The 19,791-nt window shown below is 71.5% G+C and carries 13 protein-coding genes and 2 pseudogenes; 8 read left to right on the top strand and 7 right to left on the bottom strand.

Annotation, left to right across the window (positions count from 1 at the left end; all coding sequences use genetic code 11):
- Positions 1–170: 170 nt before the first annotated feature.
- Positions 171–1,514 carry a PIG-L family deacetylase gene (locus ACZ49B_RS22025; protein WP_468308419.1) on the bottom strand — a complete coding sequence of 448 codons (1,344 nt, stop codon included), beginning with the start codon at positions 1,512–1,514 and terminating at the stop codon, positions 171–173.
- 342 nt (positions 1,515–1,856) lie between these two features.
- On the opposite strand from ACZ49B_RS22025, the pseudogene ACZ49B_RS22020 reads away from it, so the two are divergent.
- Positions 1,857–2,213, top strand: a pseudogene (locus ACZ49B_RS22020) (TipAS antibiotic-recognition domain-containing protein); the annotation flags it as partial.
- A gap of 273 nt (positions 2,214–2,486) precedes the next feature.
- Here the strand turns inward: ACZ49B_RS22020 and ACZ49B_RS22015 are convergent.
- Together ACZ49B_RS22015 and ACZ49B_RS22010 are read right to left on the bottom strand one after the other, a co-directional pair.
- On the bottom strand, positions 2,487–3,110 hold the full coding sequence (locus ACZ49B_RS22015) for a TetR/AcrR family transcriptional regulator (protein ID WP_468308417.1): 624 nt from the start codon (positions 3,108–3,110) through the stop codon (positions 2,487–2,489).
- The gene (locus ACZ49B_RS22010) at positions 3,107–4,636 is read right to left on the bottom strand and encodes an MFS transporter (RefSeq protein ID WP_468308414.1); all 1,530 of its coding nucleotides are present in this window, start codon (positions 4,634–4,636) and stop codon (positions 3,107–3,109) included. Before ACZ49B_RS22010 ends, ACZ49B_RS22015 begins: the two co-directional genes overlap by 4 nt.
- 259 nt (positions 4,637–4,895) lie before the next feature.
- Between ACZ49B_RS22010 and ACZ49B_RS22005 the strand changes: the two are divergent.
- From ACZ49B_RS22005 to ACZ49B_RS21995, 3 genes and pseudogenes are all read left to right on the top strand, one after another.
- Positions 4,896–5,402, top strand: a pseudogene (locus tag ACZ49B_RS22005) (carbohydrate binding domain-containing protein); the annotation flags it as partial.
- A 42-nt stretch (positions 5,403–5,444) separates the two neighbouring features.
- Complete coding sequence (locus tag ACZ49B_RS22000; RefSeq protein WP_468308704.1) at positions 5,445–6,560, top strand: chitinase; 1,116 nt, start codon at positions 5,445–5,447, stop codon at positions 6,558–6,560.
- Positions 6,561–6,823: 263 nt separating this feature from the next.
- A complete protein-coding gene (locus ACZ49B_RS21995; protein WP_468308413.1) occupies positions 6,824–8,263 on the top strand; it encodes an MFS transporter in 1,440 nt (479 codons plus the stop codon).
- 103 nt (positions 8,264–8,366) lie between these two features.
- On the opposite strand, the gene rph is transcribed toward ACZ49B_RS21995, so the two are convergent.
- Positions 8,367–10,976 carry a rifamycin-inactivating phosphotransferase gene (rph, locus tag ACZ49B_RS21990; RefSeq protein ID WP_468308411.1) on the bottom strand — a complete coding sequence of 870 codons (2,610 nt, stop codon included), beginning with the start codon at positions 10,974–10,976 and terminating at the stop codon, positions 8,367–8,369.
- A 222-nt stretch (positions 10,977–11,198) separates the two neighbouring features.
- Between rph and ACZ49B_RS21985 the strand changes: the two genes are divergently transcribed.
- Positions 11,199–12,428: a cytochrome P450 gene (locus ACZ49B_RS21985; RefSeq protein WP_468308408.1), complete on the top strand. Its 1,230-nt coding sequence runs from the start codon at positions 11,199–11,201 to the stop codon at positions 12,426–12,428.
- 41 nt (positions 12,429–12,469) lie between these two features.
- On the opposite strand, the gene ACZ49B_RS21980 is transcribed toward ACZ49B_RS21985, so the two are convergent.
- Positions 12,470–14,161: a carboxylesterase/lipase family protein gene (locus ACZ49B_RS21980; RefSeq protein WP_468308406.1), complete on the bottom strand. Its 1,692-nt coding sequence runs from the start codon at positions 14,159–14,161 to the stop codon at positions 12,470–12,472.
- 98 nt (positions 14,162–14,259) lie between these two features.
- Between ACZ49B_RS21980 and ACZ49B_RS21975 the strand changes: the two genes are divergently transcribed.
- Positions 14,260–15,198, top strand: coding sequence for a MerR family transcriptional regulator (locus ACZ49B_RS21975; RefSeq protein ID WP_468308404.1), 939 nt, complete (start codon positions 14,260–14,262; stop codon positions 15,196–15,198).
- A 61-nt stretch (positions 15,199–15,259) separates the two neighbouring features.
- On the opposite strand, the gene ACZ49B_RS21970 is transcribed toward ACZ49B_RS21975, so the two are convergent.
- Positions 15,260–16,102, bottom strand: a complete 843-nt coding sequence (locus ACZ49B_RS21970) for an SDR family oxidoreductase (RefSeq protein ID WP_468308403.1) — start codon at positions 16,100–16,102, stop codon at positions 15,260–15,262.
- A 236-nt stretch (positions 16,103–16,338) separates the two neighbouring features.
- Here ACZ49B_RS21970 and ACZ49B_RS21965 point away from each other — a divergent pair, with 236 nt between their 5' ends.
- Positions 16,339–16,995 carry a class I SAM-dependent methyltransferase gene (locus tag ACZ49B_RS21965; protein WP_468308402.1) on the top strand — a complete coding sequence of 219 codons (657 nt, stop codon included), beginning with the start codon at positions 16,339–16,341 and terminating at the stop codon, positions 16,993–16,995.
- A gap of 618 nt (positions 16,996–17,613) precedes the next feature.
- Here ACZ49B_RS21965 and ACZ49B_RS21960 read toward each other — a convergent pair.
- Positions 17,614–18,573, bottom strand: a complete 960-nt coding sequence (locus ACZ49B_RS21960) for a helix-turn-helix transcriptional regulator (protein ID WP_468308400.1) — start codon at positions 18,571–18,573, stop codon at positions 17,614–17,616.
- A 94-nt stretch (positions 18,574–18,667) separates the two neighbouring features.
- Between ACZ49B_RS21960 and ACZ49B_RS21955 the strand changes: the two genes are divergently transcribed.
- Positions 18,668–19,369: an NADPH-dependent F420 reductase gene (locus ACZ49B_RS21955; protein WP_468308399.1), complete on the top strand. Its 702-nt coding sequence runs from the start codon at positions 18,668–18,670 to the stop codon at positions 19,367–19,369.
- The last annotated feature ends 422 nt before the right edge of the window (positions 19,370–19,791 follow it).

The raw sequence follows: 19,791 nt of genomic DNA, 5'->3' as shown, positions 1-19,791 counted from the left end.
GGGGGGCAGGCCCGGGCGAGCCTGCAAGTACCGGGTGAGGTCTTCCGGAACGAGCCAGTTGGCCGCCCTCCTGGCGGGCGAGCCACTGACCAGGCGACGTTGCGGCCGCCGTCAGAGAGCCGCCGGAGCCGGGTGCGCGGGCAGTGCCGCAGCGTGGCGCGGGAACGCCGTCATCCGCCACGTCTCCGACGAGCGGGCCTCCGGTGCTGCCAGAGCCAGCGCAGCTCGGGCTGATAGGGGAAGCATGCCTGCAGGGTGAGGCGGGGGGCGAGCTCCGCCAGGTCGTCCTGGTGGAGGCACCGCTCGCCCGACCCGATCCTGCCGTCGGCGTCGCGCCACCAGGTTTGGCCGCTCGACCCGTCGCAGGACGCCACGCCCAGAGCGGCGGTCAGGCAGTCGTCGGACCCGGCGGCCTTGATGGTGCCACCGGCGAAGGTCCACTGCTGGGCGGGGCTGCCGTCACAGTCCTCCGTCGTCACCGCCGCTGTTGGCCGACCGACGCCGAGAGTCAGACACCGCTCGACGGCGACCCGCTCTGCGGTACGGCCGATGACCGACATGACCTCCCCGGGAACGGGCTGCCGGTGCATCCTGCGGTGCTCCCTTTCCATCCACTGCTGATAGCTCCGGCTCAGTGTGATGCGGGCCGGGCAGGGCAGTGTGATGCATCCCGCGTACGCGGCGTAGGCCTCGTACGCGGCCTTCTTGTCGCGTCGCTGCCGCGGTGTCAGGTTCGGTGGCAGCAGCGGCAGACCGTAGCCGACGTACGGCGTGACGGCCGGACGGGTGGGGGATCGGAAGGCGGCCCTCCGAAACAGCCGTCCGGTGATCTCGTGATCGCTGTGATCGGCCGGATCCAGCGGGCCGACCCCGAACGTCGCGCTGTCGTAGTCCAGCGTCAGAACGTGTTCCGCCTTGCGCAGGGTGAGCACCTCGGTCAGGACGGAGGCCAGCTCAGCCTCCGTGTAGGGCCTGGTCCCGTCCACCGGTGTCATGGTGGCGGACTGCCCCCGGAACAGCTTCAGCAGGCTCTGCCGCGCGTACCGCGGACTGCCGACACCCCTCGGGAGCCCGTCGGGCAGTCGCAGGAAGACCAGCCGTACGTCGGGGCGTCCCGCCAGGACGTAGGACACCAGGGCGCGCCCGCGCACCGTGAGATCTGCCCGGAACCAGTGGTTCGCGGCGCCTGCCATACGCGCGTAGGCCGCCCGCAGACCCCTCTCCCGACGGCGTACGTAGGAGTCGCCGCCGGTGAACGGGCGGCCGGCGTCCCCGGCCGTCAGATAGACGGTGCCGACAAAACATCCGGCGCGTATGAGCCGTTGGACCTCGGGGCTGATGAAGAGGAGGTCGTCGTCCTGGTGGGCCACGCCCGCCAGCGTGGGCCGACACCCCGCGTCCGGCTCCACGCCCCGGCGGACCCCGGCGCCTCCCACACCGTGCGCATGCCCCTGCCCGACCGGCAGGGTCGAAGTGATCGCGCCGAGGGCCAGCCCCAGAGCCACCAGATGCATCCGCGAGCGATAGCGCCGGCCTGCTCGCGGGGCCGAGCAGGGAGAGCGCCCCGACCGCGCGCATCCACTGCTGTCGAGCGGCTCAGACCTCACCTCGGATCCCTTCGGCTGACTCGTGGCACGCCGTGCCGCGAGCGGCACCTCGCGCGTGTCGGGCCGTCTGTGTCCGATCCTACGAATGAGCGTGCGAAGGCTGCGACATGAATGGGCCGACCGGTGGACGAGGCGGAACACGGCCATGCCCTCCCACGTCACTCTTCGAGGAGGAGCGACCTGTGACAGCGACTCCGCGATCCGACGTCACACTGACAGCTGCTGTCCCCTCGGCGGCGCACGCTGTAGCAGGACAGCCTGCGCGACTTCCCCGAGCACGCCGAACAGGTCGCACGCCGCGTTGCCGCCATGAGCCCCGAGGACATCGAGGCCGGGAAGCGTGAGCGGACCGCCCGGATGATCCGCCTCGCCGAACTCATGACCGCGGGCAACTTGGCAGACGCCGAGGCCGTCCAGACCGAGATCGACGCCCAGTACCGGGCCCTGACCGAAATGCGTCCGGTGTCTGCGGAGCAGTACCGGGCGATCGGTCGCGCCTGCGTAGACAACCCCGCCTGGCGCGCCGCTTACGAGGCCATCACACCCGGCCTCGCCGCGTTCCAGCGCGACGCCATCGACGACTACGTCACCATCCGCCCCGCCTGACGGGTCGGCAGGGGCCGACCGGCACCACACCGACCCCGGCGGAGCAGCCGAGCCACGCTGACAGGACTGCCGGCGGTGCATGAGCAGATCGCCGGCCGGCGGGGGCTCGTACGCGTGCCAGAACTGAAGCTGCCGAGGCCGAGCCCCGTCGCCGGATCGGTTGCCGCGAGGCTGAGCCCGAGGCCGCCCGGCCACTCGAGGAGGCCCGGTCACTGCCGCATCGGCGCGTGCGTCGGCGCGCCGACGGGACCGGCCGCGGGAGGCAGGGCCGTCTCAGGGACCGTCGATGAGCCGCTGGAGGCCGGGGGCGTAGAGGTCCGCCAGGCGTTCGGCGCCGGCGTGCGAGCCGGCGCCGTCGGGGCGGTGCAGGCTCAGGGTGGCGCCCAGGCCCAGCAGCTGGCCGGCGATCAGCTCGGCCCGCAGCTGCGTGTCCGGGCCGGTCAGGGCGGCGGCCAGCCGGTCGGTGACCTGTTCGCGGAAACGCGCGCGGAGCAGGGTGCGCTCGTCCTCGATACCCAGGGAGAACACGACGCGCAGCAGCGGGTCCCCGCGGAGGCGGTCCCGTAGCGCGACCATCGTCAGGACCAGGTGCCGGCCGAGGGCGGGGGGCGCGGCAGCGAAGAGCTCGTCGGCGGCCGCCCGGAAGTCGGCGACCGTGTTGAACAGGGCTTCCTTGCTGCCGAAGCGTTTGACGATCAGCGACGGGCTCACCCCGGCGTCGGCCGCGATGCCGCGCATCGTGACCTCGGCGTACGGTCGCAGCGTGAACGCGCGGCGGGCGGCGCGGACGATGGCCTCGCGTCCGGTCTCGGCGCCTGCCTCCTCGCCCGCCACCGCGCCGGCCACCCCGTCGGCCGTGGCAGACGCGGTGGTGAGGGAGTTCTCGGTGCTGTTCATGCGCTCTCCCGGGCGGCGGTCACGGACGCTGACACCGTGACCGTACCGCCCGCGCGACCGCGCAGCGGTCCCCGGCCGACTCCCGTACGGTCCGACGGCAGGAACAGTGTGGCGACGAGGGCAGCGAGCGCCGCCCCCGCGGCGATCAGGAAGATGAGCAGGTAGGCGTGCAGGGTCGGTGCGGTGCGCCCACCGGCGACGAAGGTCACGTGGGCCAGGACGGCGGCGACCACGGCGCTGCAACAGGCCTGGCCGACAGAGCGCATGAGGGTGTTGAGGCCGTTGGCCGCGGCCGTCTCGCTCACCGGTACGGCCCTCATGACGAGGGCGGGCAGCGCCGAGTACGCGATGGCGGTGCCGGAGGCCACCACGGTGGCACCGCACACGATCAGCCAGAGGCTGTGGCTGGTGAAGAAACGGACCACGTAGCCGACGGCCATGACGACGGCGGCCAGCGCGAGTGCGGTGCGCGGCCCGTAGGCGGCCGAGATCCGTGCCGAGACGGGGGAGAGGGCCACCATGGCCAGGCCGCCGGGCAGCAGGCACAGTCCGCTCACCACGATGGATGCGCCGAGGCCGTACCCGGTGCTGGTGGGCTCCTGCACCATCTGTCCGGTGACCAGGGAGTTCGCGTAGAACGCGAAGCCGATCAGCAGGGCCGCCACGTTGGTGAGCAGGACGGCGGGCCGGGCGGAGACCCGCAGGTCGACCATGGGGGAGTCGGTGCGCAGCTCGAACCACCCCCACAGCAGGCCCACGGCCAGCGAGGCGCCGAGCAGGCCGAGCGTGCGCGGGGAGGTCCAGCCCCAGTCCGAACCCTGGGTGATGGCGAGGAGCAGCCCGACGAGGGTGGTGGTCAGTCCCAGGGTGCCGGGGAGGTCGAAGCGGCCGTGCGAACGTACGGGCGACTCGGGGACGATCCACAGCACCAGCAGCAGATCGAGGAGCCCGAGCGCCGCCGACGCCCAGAACATGGTGTGCCAGTCGAAGTTCTCCATGACCACCGCGGCCACGGGCAAGCCGATCGCCGCACCGATGCCGAGCGTCGAGCTCATGAGCGCGATCGCGGAGAGCACCCGGTCGGCGGGCAGCTCGTCGCGGATGATGCTGATGCCCAGGGGGATCACCGCTAGTGCCGCTCCCTGGAGTGCCCGGCCGGTGATCAGGACGCCGATGTCGGAGCTGACCGCGCAGAGCACGGAGCCGACGGTGAGTACGCCCAGTGAGGCGAGCAGGACACGCCGTTTTCCGTACATGTCGCCGACGCGGCCGAGGACGGGAGTGAAGACCGCGCCGGTGAGCAGCGTGATGGTGACCAGCCAGCCCGCGGCGCCCGGGCTTGCCCCCGTCAGGTCGGGGACGTGCGGCAGCAGCGGAACCACGAGGGTCTGCATGACGGCGACGACCATGCCGCAGAAGGCGAGGACGGGCATGACGAGCCCGGGGTGACGGCTGTGGGGGGTCGTGGGCGCGGGGGAGGGGGCGGCGTCGGGGGTGGGACCAGGTGCGGGTATCGCGGCGGGCATGTTGCTCCAAGGGCGCGAAGGGAGCGGTCACACAGGGGTGCACAATCGTTCACCCCCAGGGTAAACGATTGTGCACCCCCGGATCTGCAGCCTTTGGGCTCTGGGCGTCCGGTCAATGGTCCAGACCTATTGACGGGACTTGTCGACGCTCCTACGATCCGGTCCGGCGCAGCCCCACATGTCCCCACCTCACCCGAGCCGGGCGTCACGCCCCCACGCATCGTCATGCCCATGACACCTGGCGGGAAGGGAGCACACCATGTTCCGTCGAAGGTCGCGTACTCCATGTCCGTCGGACGCTCTCCCCCCTCGTCCCGATCCCGGCGCGGCCGTGCTGAGGCGCGTTCTCGCCGCGGTCAGCGCCACTGCCGTCATCGCCACCGGCCTCGCTGTGGCCGGCTCCATCACGGCCGGGGCCGCCACCACCAACTTGGTGGCCAACTCCGGCTTCGAGAAAGGGCTGAGCGACTGGACATGCCCAGGCGGAGCCGCCACGGCCGTCGGCAGCCCGGTCCGCACCGGGGCCTCCGCGCTCAAGGCGGCACCGACCGGTCAGGACACCGCCCAGTGCACCCAGACCATCAGCGTGCAGCCCAACTCCTCGTACGACCTGAGCGCGTACGTCCAAGGCAGCTACGTCTACCTGGGCGTCACCGGCGCCGGCCTCACCGGCGCCCCGTCCACGTGGACGCCGAACAGCCCGTCGTACAGCCGGCTCAGCGTCGCCTTCACCACCGGGCCGAACACCACATCGGTGACCGTCTACCTGCACGGCTGGTACGGGCAGCCCGCGTACTACGCGGACGACGTGTCGCTCAGCGGCCCCGGCGGCACCGACCCCACGCCGACCGCCACGCCGCCGACCAGCGCCCCGCCCACCAGCGCCCCACCGACCACCGCCCCACCGACCAGCGCCCCGCCCACCACCGCGCCGCCGACCACGGCACCGCCCACGACCCCGCCAGGTGACACCTGCCCGACGAAGCCCAGGCCGTCGGGCAAAGTCCTCCAGGGCTATTGGGAGAACTGGGACGGCGCCTCCAACGGCGTCCACCCCGGCATGGGATGGGTCCCCATCACGGACAGCCGGATCGCCGCGCACGGGTACAACGTCATCAACGCCGCCTTCCCGGTGATCCTCTCGGACGGCACCGTCCTGTGGCAGGACGGCATGGACGCCGGCGTCAAGGTCTCGACGCCCGCCGAGATGTGCCGGGCCAAGGCGGCCGGGGCGACGCTCCTGATGTCGATCGGCGGCGCCGCAGCCGGCATCGACCTGAGCTCCGGCACCGTCGCCGACACGTTCGTGGCGACCGTCGTCCCGATCCTCAAGAAGTACAACTTCGACGGCATCGACATCGACATCGAGACCGGGCTGTCCGGAAGCGGCAACATCAACACGTTGTCCGCCTCCCAGTCCAACCTGATCCGCATCATCGACGGCGTCCTCGCGCAGATGCCGGCCGGCTTCGGCCTCACCATGGCCCCCGAAACCGCGTACGTCACCGGTGGAAGCGTCACTTACGGGTCGATCTGGGGCGCCTACCTGCCGATCATCAAGAAGTACGCCGACAACGGCCGGCTGTGGTGGCTGAACATGCAGTACTACAACGGCAGCATGTACGGCTGCTCCGGCGACTCCTACCAAGCCGGCACCGTCCAGGGCTTCACCGCGCAGACCACCTGCCTGAACAACGGCCTGACCATCCAGGGCACCACCGTCAAGGTGCCCTACGACAAGCAGGTGCCCGGCCTGCCCGCCCAGCCCGGTGCGGGCGGCGGCTACATGTCGCCGACCCTCGTCAGCCAGTCGTGGAACGCCTACGGCGGCTCGTTGAAGGGGCTCATGACCTGGTCGCTCAACTGGGACGGCTCGAAGGGCTGGACCTTCGGCGACAACGTCAGGACCCTGCAGGGTCGTTGATGCCCAGCTGACTCCGACGCCCCGGTCCGGTGCTCCGGGGTGCAAGCGAGACGGAAAGGGCCGGTGGGGCCGGGCAGCCCCACCGGCCCCACCGTAACGACCACCAGCGTCGCGACGAGGCAGCCTCCGCGACGCGGGCGCCGCGACGAGGGCCCGCGCGGGGGGCGGAACGTCCACGGCCTGGCTCGTGAGGAGGGAGAGGCGGCGTCAGCCGTCCGGTGGCCGGGTCGTGTCCGACGGTCCTTCCGCTCGTTATGAAGCCGATGTCGCGCCCCAACCGGCCCTCCGACGTAGGCTCCCCGTCCGCCGGGGGAACTCCCGCGCCCCGCAAGCACTACGTCGTCGTCGCCATGGGCTGCGCCGGTGGCATGGTGATGCTCGACCAGACCGTCGTCGCGCTCGCCCTCGACCCGGTGGCCCGGAGCCTGCACCTGACCACGTTCGTCATGCACGCCATCGTGCTCGTCTACAGCCTGGAGATGGCCGCGTGCACGCCGGTCGGGGCGATGGCCGCACGCCGGTTCGGCCTCCTGCGCACCTTTCAGTTCGGGACCGTGGTCTTCGCGTTGGGATCGGGCCTCTGTGGCCTCGCTCCCGGGGGTGACGCCGCGGAACCGTACCTGCTCACGATGCGCGTCGTGCAGGGCCTGGGCGCCGCCCTGATGCTGCCGGTGGCCACGACGCTGATCGCCAACGTGTACGAGGAACACGAACGCGGCCGGGCACTGGCCCGCTACGCGGGTCTGGCGCAGGTCTTCTACGTCCTCGGGCCCGTCCTGGGGGCCTTTCTCATCGATTCCCTCGGGTGGCGCTCGGTGTTCCTCGCCAACGTACCCGTCGGCGCGCTGACGCTGTGGGCGATCGCCCGGGCACGCGTGCACCGGGATGCCCCGACCGGCACCTTCACCCTGGGGCAGCCGATCGCCGTGGTCCTCTCCCTGGGCATGTTCATCCTAGGGCTCTACCAGTGCGGCATCTGGGGCATCACCGACGCCAGGACGGTCACCGCGCTGGTGGTGGGCGCGCTCGCGTTGTGGCTCACCGCGCGCTACGTACTGCGGTCCGCGCACCCCCTCGTCGACCTGAGGCTGCTGCGCATCGGGCCCTACGCCGTGGAGGTGGCGCTGACGTTCCTGGTGCAGGCGGCCCAACTGGTCATGCTGGTGCACGGCACGCTGTTCCTGCGCCAGGCCATGGACCTGTCGCTGCGGGAGACCGGCCTCGGCCTGCTCCCGCTGGTCACCGCCCTGGCGGCGGGCACCTTCTTGTCGGGATACCTGTTGGACCGCTTCCGGTCGGTCCGAGTGCCCGCCGTCCTCGGCCTGGCGCTGGCCGCACTGGGCGCCGTGGCCTGGACGCTCGCGCTGCCCGGCCTCGCGTACGCCTGGCAGGTGCCCGGCATGGTCCTGGCGGGGCTCGGGATGGGCCTGCCCGTTCCGGCACTGAGCGCCGCGATGATGGGCAGCGTTCCCGCCGTGAAGCGGACCGACGCGTCCGTCGTACGGCAGACGTTCCGGCAGCTGGGCGGGTCGATCGGACTGGCCAGCGCGGGTGCCGCCGTCCTGGGTGTCAATGCCAACTCCTCGGACGAGGCGGGCATCGTCACCGCCTCGGCCGCACTCGCCGCCTTCGTGATGGCCAGCTGCTTCCTCAGGATCGCCCTGCTCGTAGCAGTCGTGAAACTGCCCCGGGCGCGCGCCTGAGGGGGAGGAGCCGCACCGCCCCCACACCCGCGGCCCGCGAACGCGATGCATTCAGGAACGTGACCGCACGGTGTACCGGCCTCTGCGGCGGCCCGGCCTCGGGTCAAGGCAGGAGTTCGATGTACCCGTCGGTTCCGTGTACGCGGATCCGCTGGCCCTCCCGGATCAGTCGGGTGGCCCGTTCCACGCCCACGACGGCCGGCAAGCCGTACTCCCGGGCGATCACCGCCCCGTGGGTCATCAGGCCGCCCACCTCCGTCACCAGGCCCGCGATCCCGACGAACAGCGGCGACCAGCTCGGGTCCGTGAAAGGCGTGACCAGGATGTCGCCCTCTTCGAGATCGGCGTCCGCCATGTCGAGGATGACGCGGGCCCGCCCCTCGATCGTCCCGGCGGAGACCGGTACGCCGACCAGGGCGCCGGCCGGTACGTCGTCGCGCCGGTAGGCCCCGGTGAGGGCCTCACCGTCCGAGGTGAGCACCCGGGGCGGTGTGAGCGCGTGGTGCGCCCTGAACGCCTCCTTGCGCCTCTGGATCAGCTGCGGGTCGTCCACCCGGTTCGAGCGCACGACGTCGCGCAGTTCCTGGAAGGTGAGGTAGAAGACGTCCTCCTCCTCAGGGATCACGCCCGCCTGCACCAGGCGCCGGGCCTGCGCCATCAGGGCCCGCTTGTAGATGAAGTAGCGTGTGATGACGCCGTACTTCGGGTACTCCCGGTACCCGATGAAGGTCCTGACCCGGTCGATCATCCGCTTGGCCTCGTCGGCCTTGTGGTCCCCGTCCGGCAGGTCCCGCAGGCGCGAGAGCACCTCCTGTTCCTTCTGCTGCGCCTTCTGCCGTCCTTGCTCGAAGCGCCGTTCGGCGGCGCCCGGCTCGAAGTTCCGTACGTTGTCCAGGATCACGGGTACGAGCGTGCTCGGGCGCTCGCGCCAACGCGGCCGCGTGATGTCGATCTCGCCGACGCAGCGCATGCCGTACCGGTCGAGGTACGACTCGATGGCCTCGCGTGCTTCGGAGCCGCCCGGGAGCTTCGCCAGCCCGTCGAGGAAGTCCTCGCCGTCGACGCCCCGCAGGAACGCCACCACCTCCGCGTGCGGGCGGATCACGTCCGCGACGTCGAGCAGCGCCAGCCCCATCTCCGACGTGATGTTGTGGGGGGCGGACAGCGTGAGCGTGTCGGCTGCGTTCTGCTCGCCCAACCACTCCTGCAGCTTGTCGTTCAGCCACCACGTGGCCTCCATCCCCGCCATGATCGCCTGAATGCTCAGCGGGTCGCTGAGGACCCGCTTGTGCTCCTCGAAGGCCCCCGGCAGGAAGTCGAACAGCTCCGCTCCGGTCTTCGTCCGGATATCGCGCTCCAGGGCGGCGATGGACGCCGCGCTGCGCTCGATCAGCCCGGTGACGATGGCCGGGTCGGTCGCGATGGGGGCGGTCGGAGCGGATGCGCCGCCTGCCTGCGTGCCGCCGGGAGCCGCGTCAGGGAGCAGCGGGACGAAGCCGTCGCGGTCGAGGACGGTCTCCAGCGCGTCCCTGATCAGCGGATCGCCCTTCGACATGGTGTTCAGGAGCCCGGCACGTCTCGAGGGCGAGGCCAGGCGCCGGGTGACGTCGACGAACAGCCGCCCGCCGGCCTCGTGCATCGCCACCATGGCAGTCAGCTGCCACATGGAGTAGCCGAGGGGCTTCATGGGGTCGGTCATCATCTGCCCGTGGCCGACGGAGACGTAGACGTGATTCTCGTCGTCGCCCGCCTCCGGGATGGGGAACAGCGTCGTGATCGGCCGGCTCTGAACGATCTGGAAGTCGTCGTCGACCAGGCACCATTCGATGTCCTGCGGGCGTCCGAAGTGCGCTTCGATCCGCCGCCCGAGCCGTACGAGCCGCACGGCCTGCGCATCCGTCAGCGACGGCTGCTCCTGCCGCTGCGGGTCGATCGTCACTTCCCGCGTACCGCCGCCCGGCAGGGCGGTCACGGCGCGCTGCTTGGCGGCGATCGCCTTCGCGACGACCTCCCCGTCCCGCACCTTGAAGACGTCCGGGTTCACCAGGCCTGAGACCAGGGCCTCACCGAGGCCGAAGCCGGCGTCCACGGTGGCGACCTTCCGGTTGCCCGTGACGGGGTCGGCGGTGAACAGAATGCCGGACGCCTGCGGGAGGACCATCCGCTGCACCACCACGGCCATGTGGACCGTACGGTGATCGATGCCGTTCCTCCGGCGGTAGACCACGGCCCGCTCGGTGAACAGCGAGGCCCAGCACCGGCTGACGTGCCGGAGGACCGCCTCCGGCCCCACGACGTTCAGGTACGTGTCCTGCTGGCCGGCGAAGGAGGCCGTGGGCAGGTCCTCCGCCGTCGCGCTGGACCGGACGGCACAGGCGGCTTCCTCGCCGAGCCGGCCGAGCGCGCCGGTGATCGCCGCCGCGAGGTCACCCGGGACGGGAGCCCCCTCGATGGTCCGGCGAATCCGCGCGCTGAGCGTGCGGACCGCCTCGCGGTCATCCGGGTCCACGCGGGACAGCTCATCGAGCCGCTCGCCGATCGCCGGTGCTTCCGCCATGATCCGCCGGAAGGCGTCCGTCGTCACGCAGAATCCGTCCGGCACCCGGACGCCCTCGATCCGCGACAGCCCGCCCAGATGCGCGCCCTTGCCGCCGACGACCGCGGTCTGCGTCTCGTCCACCTCGTGAAGGTCCCACACGTACCACTCGTTCACTGCGATTCCTCCGGGGCGGTTGCGGCTTCGGACGACGATTCTGCGGCCCGGCGGGGGCCTTGCGGCAAGCCCCCCGGCACGCTATAACTTGAGAGTGGCAAGGAGAGTGCTCTCCTTGCCTTTGTCATGTGCCGTCCTCGCCTTCTGGCGACGAGCTCCACCGGGGACCGGCGCCCACGGCCCCTCCAGCAGCCCGGTCCCGACCGTGATCCGGAGGTCCCAGTGGCGTGGCACGACGATCAGGCGCGGCGTGACGAGCTGTACCGCGACCCCTATCCGCTCTACGAACGCGCCCGCCGGTCCGAGGGGCTGCTGTACGTACCCGAGTTCGACGCGTGGCTGGTGGCGCGCGACCGCGACGTACGGGAAGTGCTGCTGCGTGCGGAGGACTTCTCCTCGGCCAACGCCCTGCTGCCGGACATCCCGCTCTCGGAGGCGGCGCTCGGGGTCCTGCCCCGGGGGTTCGGGCCCCGCCCCACCGTCGTGTCCAGCGACGCCGGGGCCCACAGGCGGCTCCGCGCCCCGTTGAACCGGGGGTTGTCCGCCGCCCGGGTTGCCGCGCTCCTGCCGTACGCCCGTGCGTGCGCAGGGGAGTTGGCGGACGGCTTCGCGGCGGACGGGTCCGCCGAACTGGTGGAGGCGTACGCCCGGCGGTTGCCCGGGAGGGTGGTCGGACGGCTGATCGGGCTGGACCCCGCCGACGTGCCCGCCGCCGTGCACGGCGGCTACCGGGCCGAGGAGCTGCTGTTCCGCCCTCTGCCGCCCGAGGGGCAGGCGGCCGCCGCCGAGGACGTGGTCGCGCTCCAGCACCTGCTGGACGGGTACGTACGCGAGCGCCGCGCCCGGCCCCGGGACGACATGTGCTCGGCCATGGTGGCCGCCCTGGCCCCCGGTGACGCCGAGCTCACCCTCGAGCAGCGCCACGAACTGGTGACGAGCCTGCAGAACCTGCTCATCGCCGGATTCCTCACCACGAGTGCCCTCATCGGCACGACGCTGCTGCACCTGCTCGGCGACGACGGGCGGCAGTGGCGGATGCTCCGCGCCGATCCGTCCCTGGTCCCCGCGGCGGTAGAGGAGGCCGCCCGCCACGACACCGCCATCCAGGCGTTCCGGCGGACCACCACCCGGCCGGTGACCCTCGCCGGGACGGAACTGCCCGCGGGGGCCACCGTGATGGTGGCGTACGGCTCGGCCAACCGGGACGAGGAACGGTACGAGCGGGCAGGGGAGTTCGACATCACCCGGCCCGGCAACCGCCGGCACCTCGCCTTCGGGTACGGGACCCACGGCTGCCCCGGCTCCCAACTGGCCCGCGAACAGCTCCGCCTGACACTCGAACTGTTCCTGCGCCGCATGCCGGAACTACGACTGGACCAACGCCGTCCACGACCGCAGATGTGGCCCACGCTGATCCACCGCTCACCGCAGGCCCTGTACGCCACCTGGTGACCCGCCCGCCGGCGCCGTGCACCCCGGCCGGGCAGGGCCGCTCACTGAGGCAGACCTGCCCAGAACGAGCAGTGGTGTGCGGAATCCACGTCGACGGGACGGACTCCGCCCGGTCCGGGAGTCAGCGACTGCACCGACCGCGCGTGGGGAGACGAAGGGCGCAGGACGGGCCAGTGCGGGGCGCCGGGGGTGTTCGGGTCTCCCGTGCGCGCGAAGTTCGTCCAGTATCCGACCATCCGGTCGGACAAGCCGCGTTGGGCGTCGCTCAGCGGTCCCTCGGTGGGGAAGGAGGCGAACAGGAACGGCATCTCGAAGCCGTGTGCCGATCCGTAGGGGAAGCCCGGGTTCGCCGGCAGGCCTGCGAGGACAGGAGCGCTCGGGTCATCGAACTCGTAGCCGTAGAGGGGGAGTCCGGGGGCGTGAGCGGTCATGGCCCGGCCTGCCGCCAGTGTGGTGCAGGTGAGGGATCGATCGGTCAGCACCGCGGCCCAGGCCAGTGCGGGCGTGGGGTGGTGTGCTGCCGGATACTGCGCCTCGACGGCCGGAGCCGAGGGCCCGAAGGCGTCCACCAGGCGTGCGCGGTAATCCTCCTCGGTGCGGATCGGGAACGCGGCGAGCGTCAGGCCGACGAACATCCGCATTTCATCGTGGTTGGTGCCCTGCATGACCGGCATGCGGTGGAAGCGTCCCGAGGCCAGCGCCAGGTCCGGCGCCTCGGGCAGCAGTGCATTGCCGAAGGCGGGCCGGTTGAAGGACTGCATCAGTTGCGCGGTGCCCAGGCGGTCCGTGCTCTGCCCGCGCAGGCACGCCAGTACCTCGTTTCCGGCCCCCGTGGCGCAGCCCAACTGCCGGGCAGCGTCCGTACCGGCCGCCTGCACGTCGCCCTGGGAGGCGAACGGCTCGTACGCCGGCGTTCCGGGCCCGAGAGCACCGCGCGGGAAGGACATGAAGCACGAACCACTCTGGAGGACGGCCCGCCGGAAGAGGCCCGCGGCCGTCGGCGAGGTGAGGTGTGCACAGATGCTGAGGGCGCCCGCGGACTCGCCGAACAGCGTGACGTTGCCCGGATCGCCGCCGAAGCGCTCGGCGTTGGCGCGCACCCAGCGCAGGGCGGCCTGCTGGTCCGCCAGGCCGAACGGCGGGGCGGAGCCCAACTCGGGGTGGCCGAAGTAACCGAAGATTCCCAAGCGGTAGTTGACCGTGACGACGACCGTGTCGCCCCGGACCGCCAGCTGTTCGGCGTCATAGTCACTGCCGGAACCGCCCAGGAACGCACCGCCGTGCATCCACACCATCACGGGCCGCTTCTGCCGGGCCGGCTTCGCGGTCGGCATCGTGACGTTGAGGTAGAGGCAGTCCTCCGACCCGAGGACCGCGCCCGCTCCCGGTGCCGGCATCTGCACACAGCGCTGAGCCGCCGTCGTCGCGTCCCGGACGCCCTGCCATGCGGCAGGCGGCGCCGGGGCCTGCCAGCGCAGCGGTCCGGTCGGCGGTGCCGCGTAGGGAATGCCGAGGAAGGTGGCGGACGAGCGGTGTGACACGCCGCGTACCGCACCGTGGTCGGTCCGTACGACCGGACCGGTCCGCCCCGCGGAGGGCGGAGAACCTGGTGGGGCGGCGGTCGCCGGTACGGCGATACCCGTGAGCAGGGCCAGCGCGCACAGCAAGGGGAAGAGCACCGCGCGGAGCCGGTCACGTCGGCGTGGACGCGGTGCTGTCGTGGTCGGGGACATGCGTATCCACCGTTCCTGCTCGGAGGGGGCCGACTCGATGTGGTCGGTTCGGTGCTCCGTACGCTAGGACCTCCCCCGCGCAGGAGATTCAAGGGACTATGACGCACGACACATGGAGCATCGGCGAACTCGCCGCCGGAACGGGCGTGCCGGTGAAGACCCTCCGCTACTACTCCGACAGCGGTCTGCTGCCGGTTGCAAGCCGTAGCACGGGCGGCCATCGGCGCTACGGCCCCGAGGCGTGGGAGCGCATCCGCTTCATCAGGCGCCTACGGGCGGTGGGCACTCCGATCGCGACCATCACGCAGGTGGTCACGGGGGAGTGCTCCCTCGGCGAACTGGTGTCGAGCGAGCTCGAATCGGTCCAGGAGCGACTGACCGAACTGCGGTGGCGCCAGGCCACACTCATGTCCCTCGACGACTGCACGAGTGAGGAACGGCTCCGGCGCCTGGAGATCCTTTCCCGCGTGCAGCGGCTCCCTGAGGCGCATCGCAGCCTCACCGACCACTGGTATCGCGAACTGTCCGCGGCCATGCCCAAGCGCCGGCTCGACATCATGATCGCCATGTTGTCCCCCGGTCCCCCACAGGACCCCGATCCCGCTTCGGCCCTGGCCTATGCGGAGCTTCATCTGCTCGTCGCCACACCCAGCTTCACCCGCTGGACGCAGGACCACGACGAAGAGATGAGGGATGGTCCGGCCTTCTACGGGGAAATCGAGGATGCGGCCGCCCTGACGGCCGCCGCGGTGGCCCGGGGTCTGCCGCCCGGCCCGGGGGACGCGGTGAACGCCTTCGTATCCGCCCACGCACGAGCTCGGCGGGAGTCGGACACCCCCGCGTTCCGTGCATACCTGCACGGGCTGGTGTCGAGGTCGTCCGGCTTCGACCCCCGCCTGGAACGCTATTGGGCCCTGGTCGGCACGGCCACCGGTGGGCGCGTGCTGAACATGACGGTGGCTCACAAATGGCTGACCGAGGGGCTGTCGATCTCGATCGACGCGACCGGGGCCGCACCGATTCCCTCGGGCCGGTAGTCGCGGCCCCCCCGCGCCACCGTCCGGAGCCACCCCTTCCCGGGCGGGGCCGTGCCCGCCGTCAGGCCGCCGCCGGCGGGGGCGGGCCCTGAGCGAGGATCCGGGCCGCAGCGAACTCCTCGCGGTCGGCCTGCTCGGCCAGGTCCAGGAAGCCGTACGCGTCGTCGCCGACCGGGATCCGCAGCGGTGTCGGGCCGTGGGCCGCGACGATGTCGAGGACCCGCGCGGCGAAGTCCTCGGGACGTCCCGTCTCGGGATTCTCCGCGAGACCGCGGGCACCCTCGAGCATCTCGCGGTTGGTCACGTCGTAGACCGGGATCCGGCGCTGCGCCTCCGCCATGGACGTGCCGTAGCGCGTGGCGAACATGCCCGGTTCCACCACCGTGACGCGGATGTTGTGCGGGGCGGCCTCGATGGCCAGCGCCTGGCTCATGCCCTCCAGGGCGTGCTTCCCGGCGACGTACGCACCCAGGCCCGGGAACGCGATCCGGCCGACCACGGACGAGATGTTGACGACGTGGCCGTGGCCCTGGGCACGCATCAGCGGCAGGACGAGCCGCGTGAGCCGCCACGGGCCCACGACCAGGGTCTCCAACTGGTCGCGCAGCTCGGCGTCCGACACCTCCTCGACCGCACCGAACAGTCCGATGCCCGCGTTGTTGACGAGGACGTCGATGCCGCCGAGGCGGTCGGCGGCTCTGCGGACGGCTTCCTCGCAGGAAGCGGTGTCCCGCAGTTCGAGCGGGATCGGGACGATGCGGCCGGGCCAGGCGGCGGCGAGGCCCTCCAGGTCGGCGGTCTTGCGGGCGGTGACCGCCAGTTCGTCCCCGGCCCGGGCCGCGGCCGAGGCCAGCGCGTGTCCGAGGCCGGAGGAGCATCCCGTGAGCAGCCAGCGTCGTCCCATCGTGACCCCCGTGACGAGCGAGTGTTCCGGACCGTGGTGGTGACGGTCATGGTCCTGGGGCGGCGGCCCGCGGTCATCCCTCGTGCGGGGGCGTGCGGAGGCGCGCGGGCGCACGTCCGGGCGCGCACGGCACGGCCGGCCCGGCGATCGACCGGTGCGGGAAGCGGGTTGTGCGATCAACGTCCCTGGCATTCAGCCTCGTTGTGCTGTCAGTGGGCTCTGGCATGATCACTTCCATGTCTGATCCCATCCCTGCCATTGCCCAGTACTGGGACGCTGCCGCGGCCGCGTTCGACGATGAGCCGGATCACGGACTGCGTCAGGAAAGCACGCGCGCCGCATGGGCCCGGCTCCTGAAATCCTGGCTGCCCCTCGGGCCGGCCGACGTTCTCGATGTCGGCTGCGGAACCGGCTCGTTGTCCCTGCTGCTGGCCGAGGCCGGGCACCGGGTCACCGGCGTGGACTTGGCGCCCCGGATGGTGGGTCAGGCCGAGGCCAAGCTCGCGGCTGGGGGTTTTGCCGGCCGATTCTTCGTCGGCGACGCCGCCGTTCCGCCGACCGGGCAAGAACGGTATGACGTCCTTCTCTCCCGGCACCTGCTGTGGACCCTGCCCGATCCCGAGGCCGCGCTCCGGGAGTGGGTCGCACGGCTTCGCCCAGGAGGCCGGCTGGTGCTGGTCGAGGGACGGTGGCGTGAGGCGGGCCAGAGCGGCGTGCCGTATGTGGCCGGAGCCGAATCCCTGCCGTGGCACGGCGGTATCACCGCCGAGGATCTGGCCGGCGCCGTCCGTCCCCTCGTGTCCAGCCTGCACATCGAACCGCTCAGCGGCGACCCCGAGCTGTGGGGCGGACCCGTCACCGACGAGAGGTACGCGCTGATCGCCCGGGCCTGACCCGGCCAGGATCTCGCGGTGGCGGCCGCGTGCCCGCCGCCGCTGTCGCCCGACACCCGAGGCGGTCGACGTCCACGCCCACCTCGTGCGCGTCCCACACCAGCCAGGCCAGACCGGCGAGGACGCCCGCGGCCGGCATGCTTCCGGTGGCCTGCGGCCGGTCTTCGCGCTGCCCGCCGGCCGCGAGACGACCGTCACTCGCCGTCGTGCGGCAACGTCCAGGTCGGTGACCAGGTCACGCCGATCGATCAAACCAACTCCGCCCGGCCCACCAGCAGTCACGTACTTTTCCTCCAGGCGAGCCGCCGGCGCGATCCGAGGTGACCATCCCGATCCAGTGACGGCCTCCCACCTGCGCGGCCGAGCCCCTGACGGCCCCACACCAGAGGCAAGCGGTACGCCGATGCCTCCTCGTAAGCCGAGCGATCTCCCCTTGTTCCCAGGGAAGTGGATGCGCTCACATGCCAGACGGGTGCGATCCGGTGGGGCGGGTGGGGGAGGGCCACGGGTAGGGGCTGACCATGGTGTCCCGCGCCGGGGCGTGGCGTCGTTGCCGACGGGCCGGTTTCCCTCCGCGCCGCCGGTAACGGAGGGGCCGTGCCCGTGGCGCCTGCGCTGTCAGGTGGTGGCGCGCAGGGCGCGGTGGGCGGTGTCGTGAAGGTGTCGGACGACGTCTGGGTCGGCGTCGAGGGTGTAGTCGGCGTCGAGGCCGGCCAGGGTCTGTGCGATGCGGGGCAGGTGGTCGTCGGAGGCGTCGAGCCGGCAGGTGTGTTCGTCGATGGGGGTCAGGCGGGTGGCCAGGCCCCGGGTGCGGGCGCGGACGTGGTCGGAGGGCGCGTGGACGGTCGCGACGGCACGGTGACGGGTGGGGGCGGCGGAGAGCCGGCTCGCGACGAACGCGGCGGGGTCGTCCCCGGGTACGGGGCGGGGCGCAACGCGCCGGCCTGTGGGTACGGCACCGCTGATGCGGTCGAGGCGGAAGAGGCGCCAGTCGTCCTTGTCGGTGTCGTGGGCGACGAGGTACCAGAGGCCGCCGGAGTCGACCAGATGGCACGGCTCGGCGCGGCGCCGGGAGGCGGTGTTCCGGCGGGTGGTGTAGTCGAAAGCGATGATCTCGTGGTCGCGGCAGGCGACGGCGAGGGTGGCCAGCAGGGCGGGGTCGGCGCGCGGCCCCGGTTCCTTCCAGGTGATGCCGGCGAGGGAGTTCTGCAGGGCGGTGACCTGGCCGCGCAGGCGGCGGGGCAGGACCTGTTCGAGCTTGGCCAGGGCACGCAGGGCACTCTCCTCGATGTCGGTCAGGCCCCCGGCGGCGGTGCGCAGCGCGACGGCGACGGCGATGGCTTCCTCGTCGTCGAGGAGGAGCGGTGGCAGGTCGGTGCCGGAGGTGAGGCGGTAGCCGCCGGAGTGTCCGCGGGCACTGTCGACGGGGTAGCCGAGCTCCCGCAGGCGGTCGATGTCGCGGCGCACGGTGCGTACGGTCACGTCCAGGCGTTCGGCGAGGTCGGCTCCGGACCATTCCCGCCGGGTCTGCAGCAGGGACAGGAGTCGCAGCACGCGGGCGGTCATGTCGCTCGTCATGGGCTCCATGATGCCCCTGTCAAAGGACACCTCCTGTCCTGAAATACCCCTACGGTGGAAACGTCCCACACGGAGCAAAACAGGAGATTTCCCCATGAAGATCGCTGTTCTCGGTACCGGTGGCGGAGCCCGCGCCCATATCGCCAGGCTCGCCGAGCTCGGTCACCAGGTACACGTCGGCACCCGCGATCCGCAGGCCACCCTGGCCCGCACCGAGCCCGACATGATGGGCACCGAGCCCTTCAAGGACTTCCTCGCCGAGCACCCCGGCATCGAATTGCACACCTTCGGTGACGCCGCGGCTGCCTCCGACAACCTGGTGATCAACGGCATCGACGGACACAACGCCGTCCGTGCACTGTCCGCCATCGCCGATCAGCTCGCTGGCAAGACGCTCATCGACTACGCGGTCCCTTACGTCTACCAGCACGAGACGGAGAACCCCTGGCCCACGCCGTGGGGCACCATGCCGAAGCTCGACCCGTGCGACACCGACAGCCTCGGCGAGCAGATCCAGCGCGCCCTGCCACGCACCAAGGTCGTCAAGTCCTTCGTCACCCAGGAACAGACCACCGTCGTCGCCCCGCAGGCCATCGGCGGCGGGGATCACACCATGTTCGTCGCCGGCGAGGACACCGGCGCCAAGCAGCAGGTCACCGACCTGCTGAAGTCCTACGGCTGGAGCGACATCCTCGACCTCGGCCCGCTCGTCTGCTCCCGCGGCATGGAGATGTACGCGCACATGCACTCCGCCATCGGCCTCGGCGGCCACTTCGGCATCAAGGTCGTCCGCTGACCCGCACCGCGCGCAAGGACACGCTCGAGCGACAAGCACACCGCCACCCTGTTCGGGAAGATCATGTGTCATGCGATGTGGGCGCGCGACGGACGTCAGCTCGCCGACTCCTAGGCCGCCGAGTCCGCCTATCCGGCGGCTGTTTTCGAGACGGCGGAGGAGCTCGGCGGGCAGCGGCTACCGCGAGGTGACGCTTGGCCGCCTACCACTCCGACAGCGTTGACGTGATGCACAAGGACATCGCGAAGCTCTAGCCGCGCGGCCAAAAGGGACGGTAGGCCCAGACGGTCTTGCCTGGGCCGCCTCGGTCCCGGGCACCCCGTGGCACCCTCTATGGACCGCCTTGGCCGGCGCGGCATACCCATGCACGGAACCGCCCTGGCCGGGATCGGAGCCCTGGTCACCAGGGCCGGATCGACCTC

Source organism: Streptomyces sp. NPDC031132, assembly GCF_055570595.1.
This window is presented reverse-complemented; position numbering and strand designations above follow the sequence as displayed.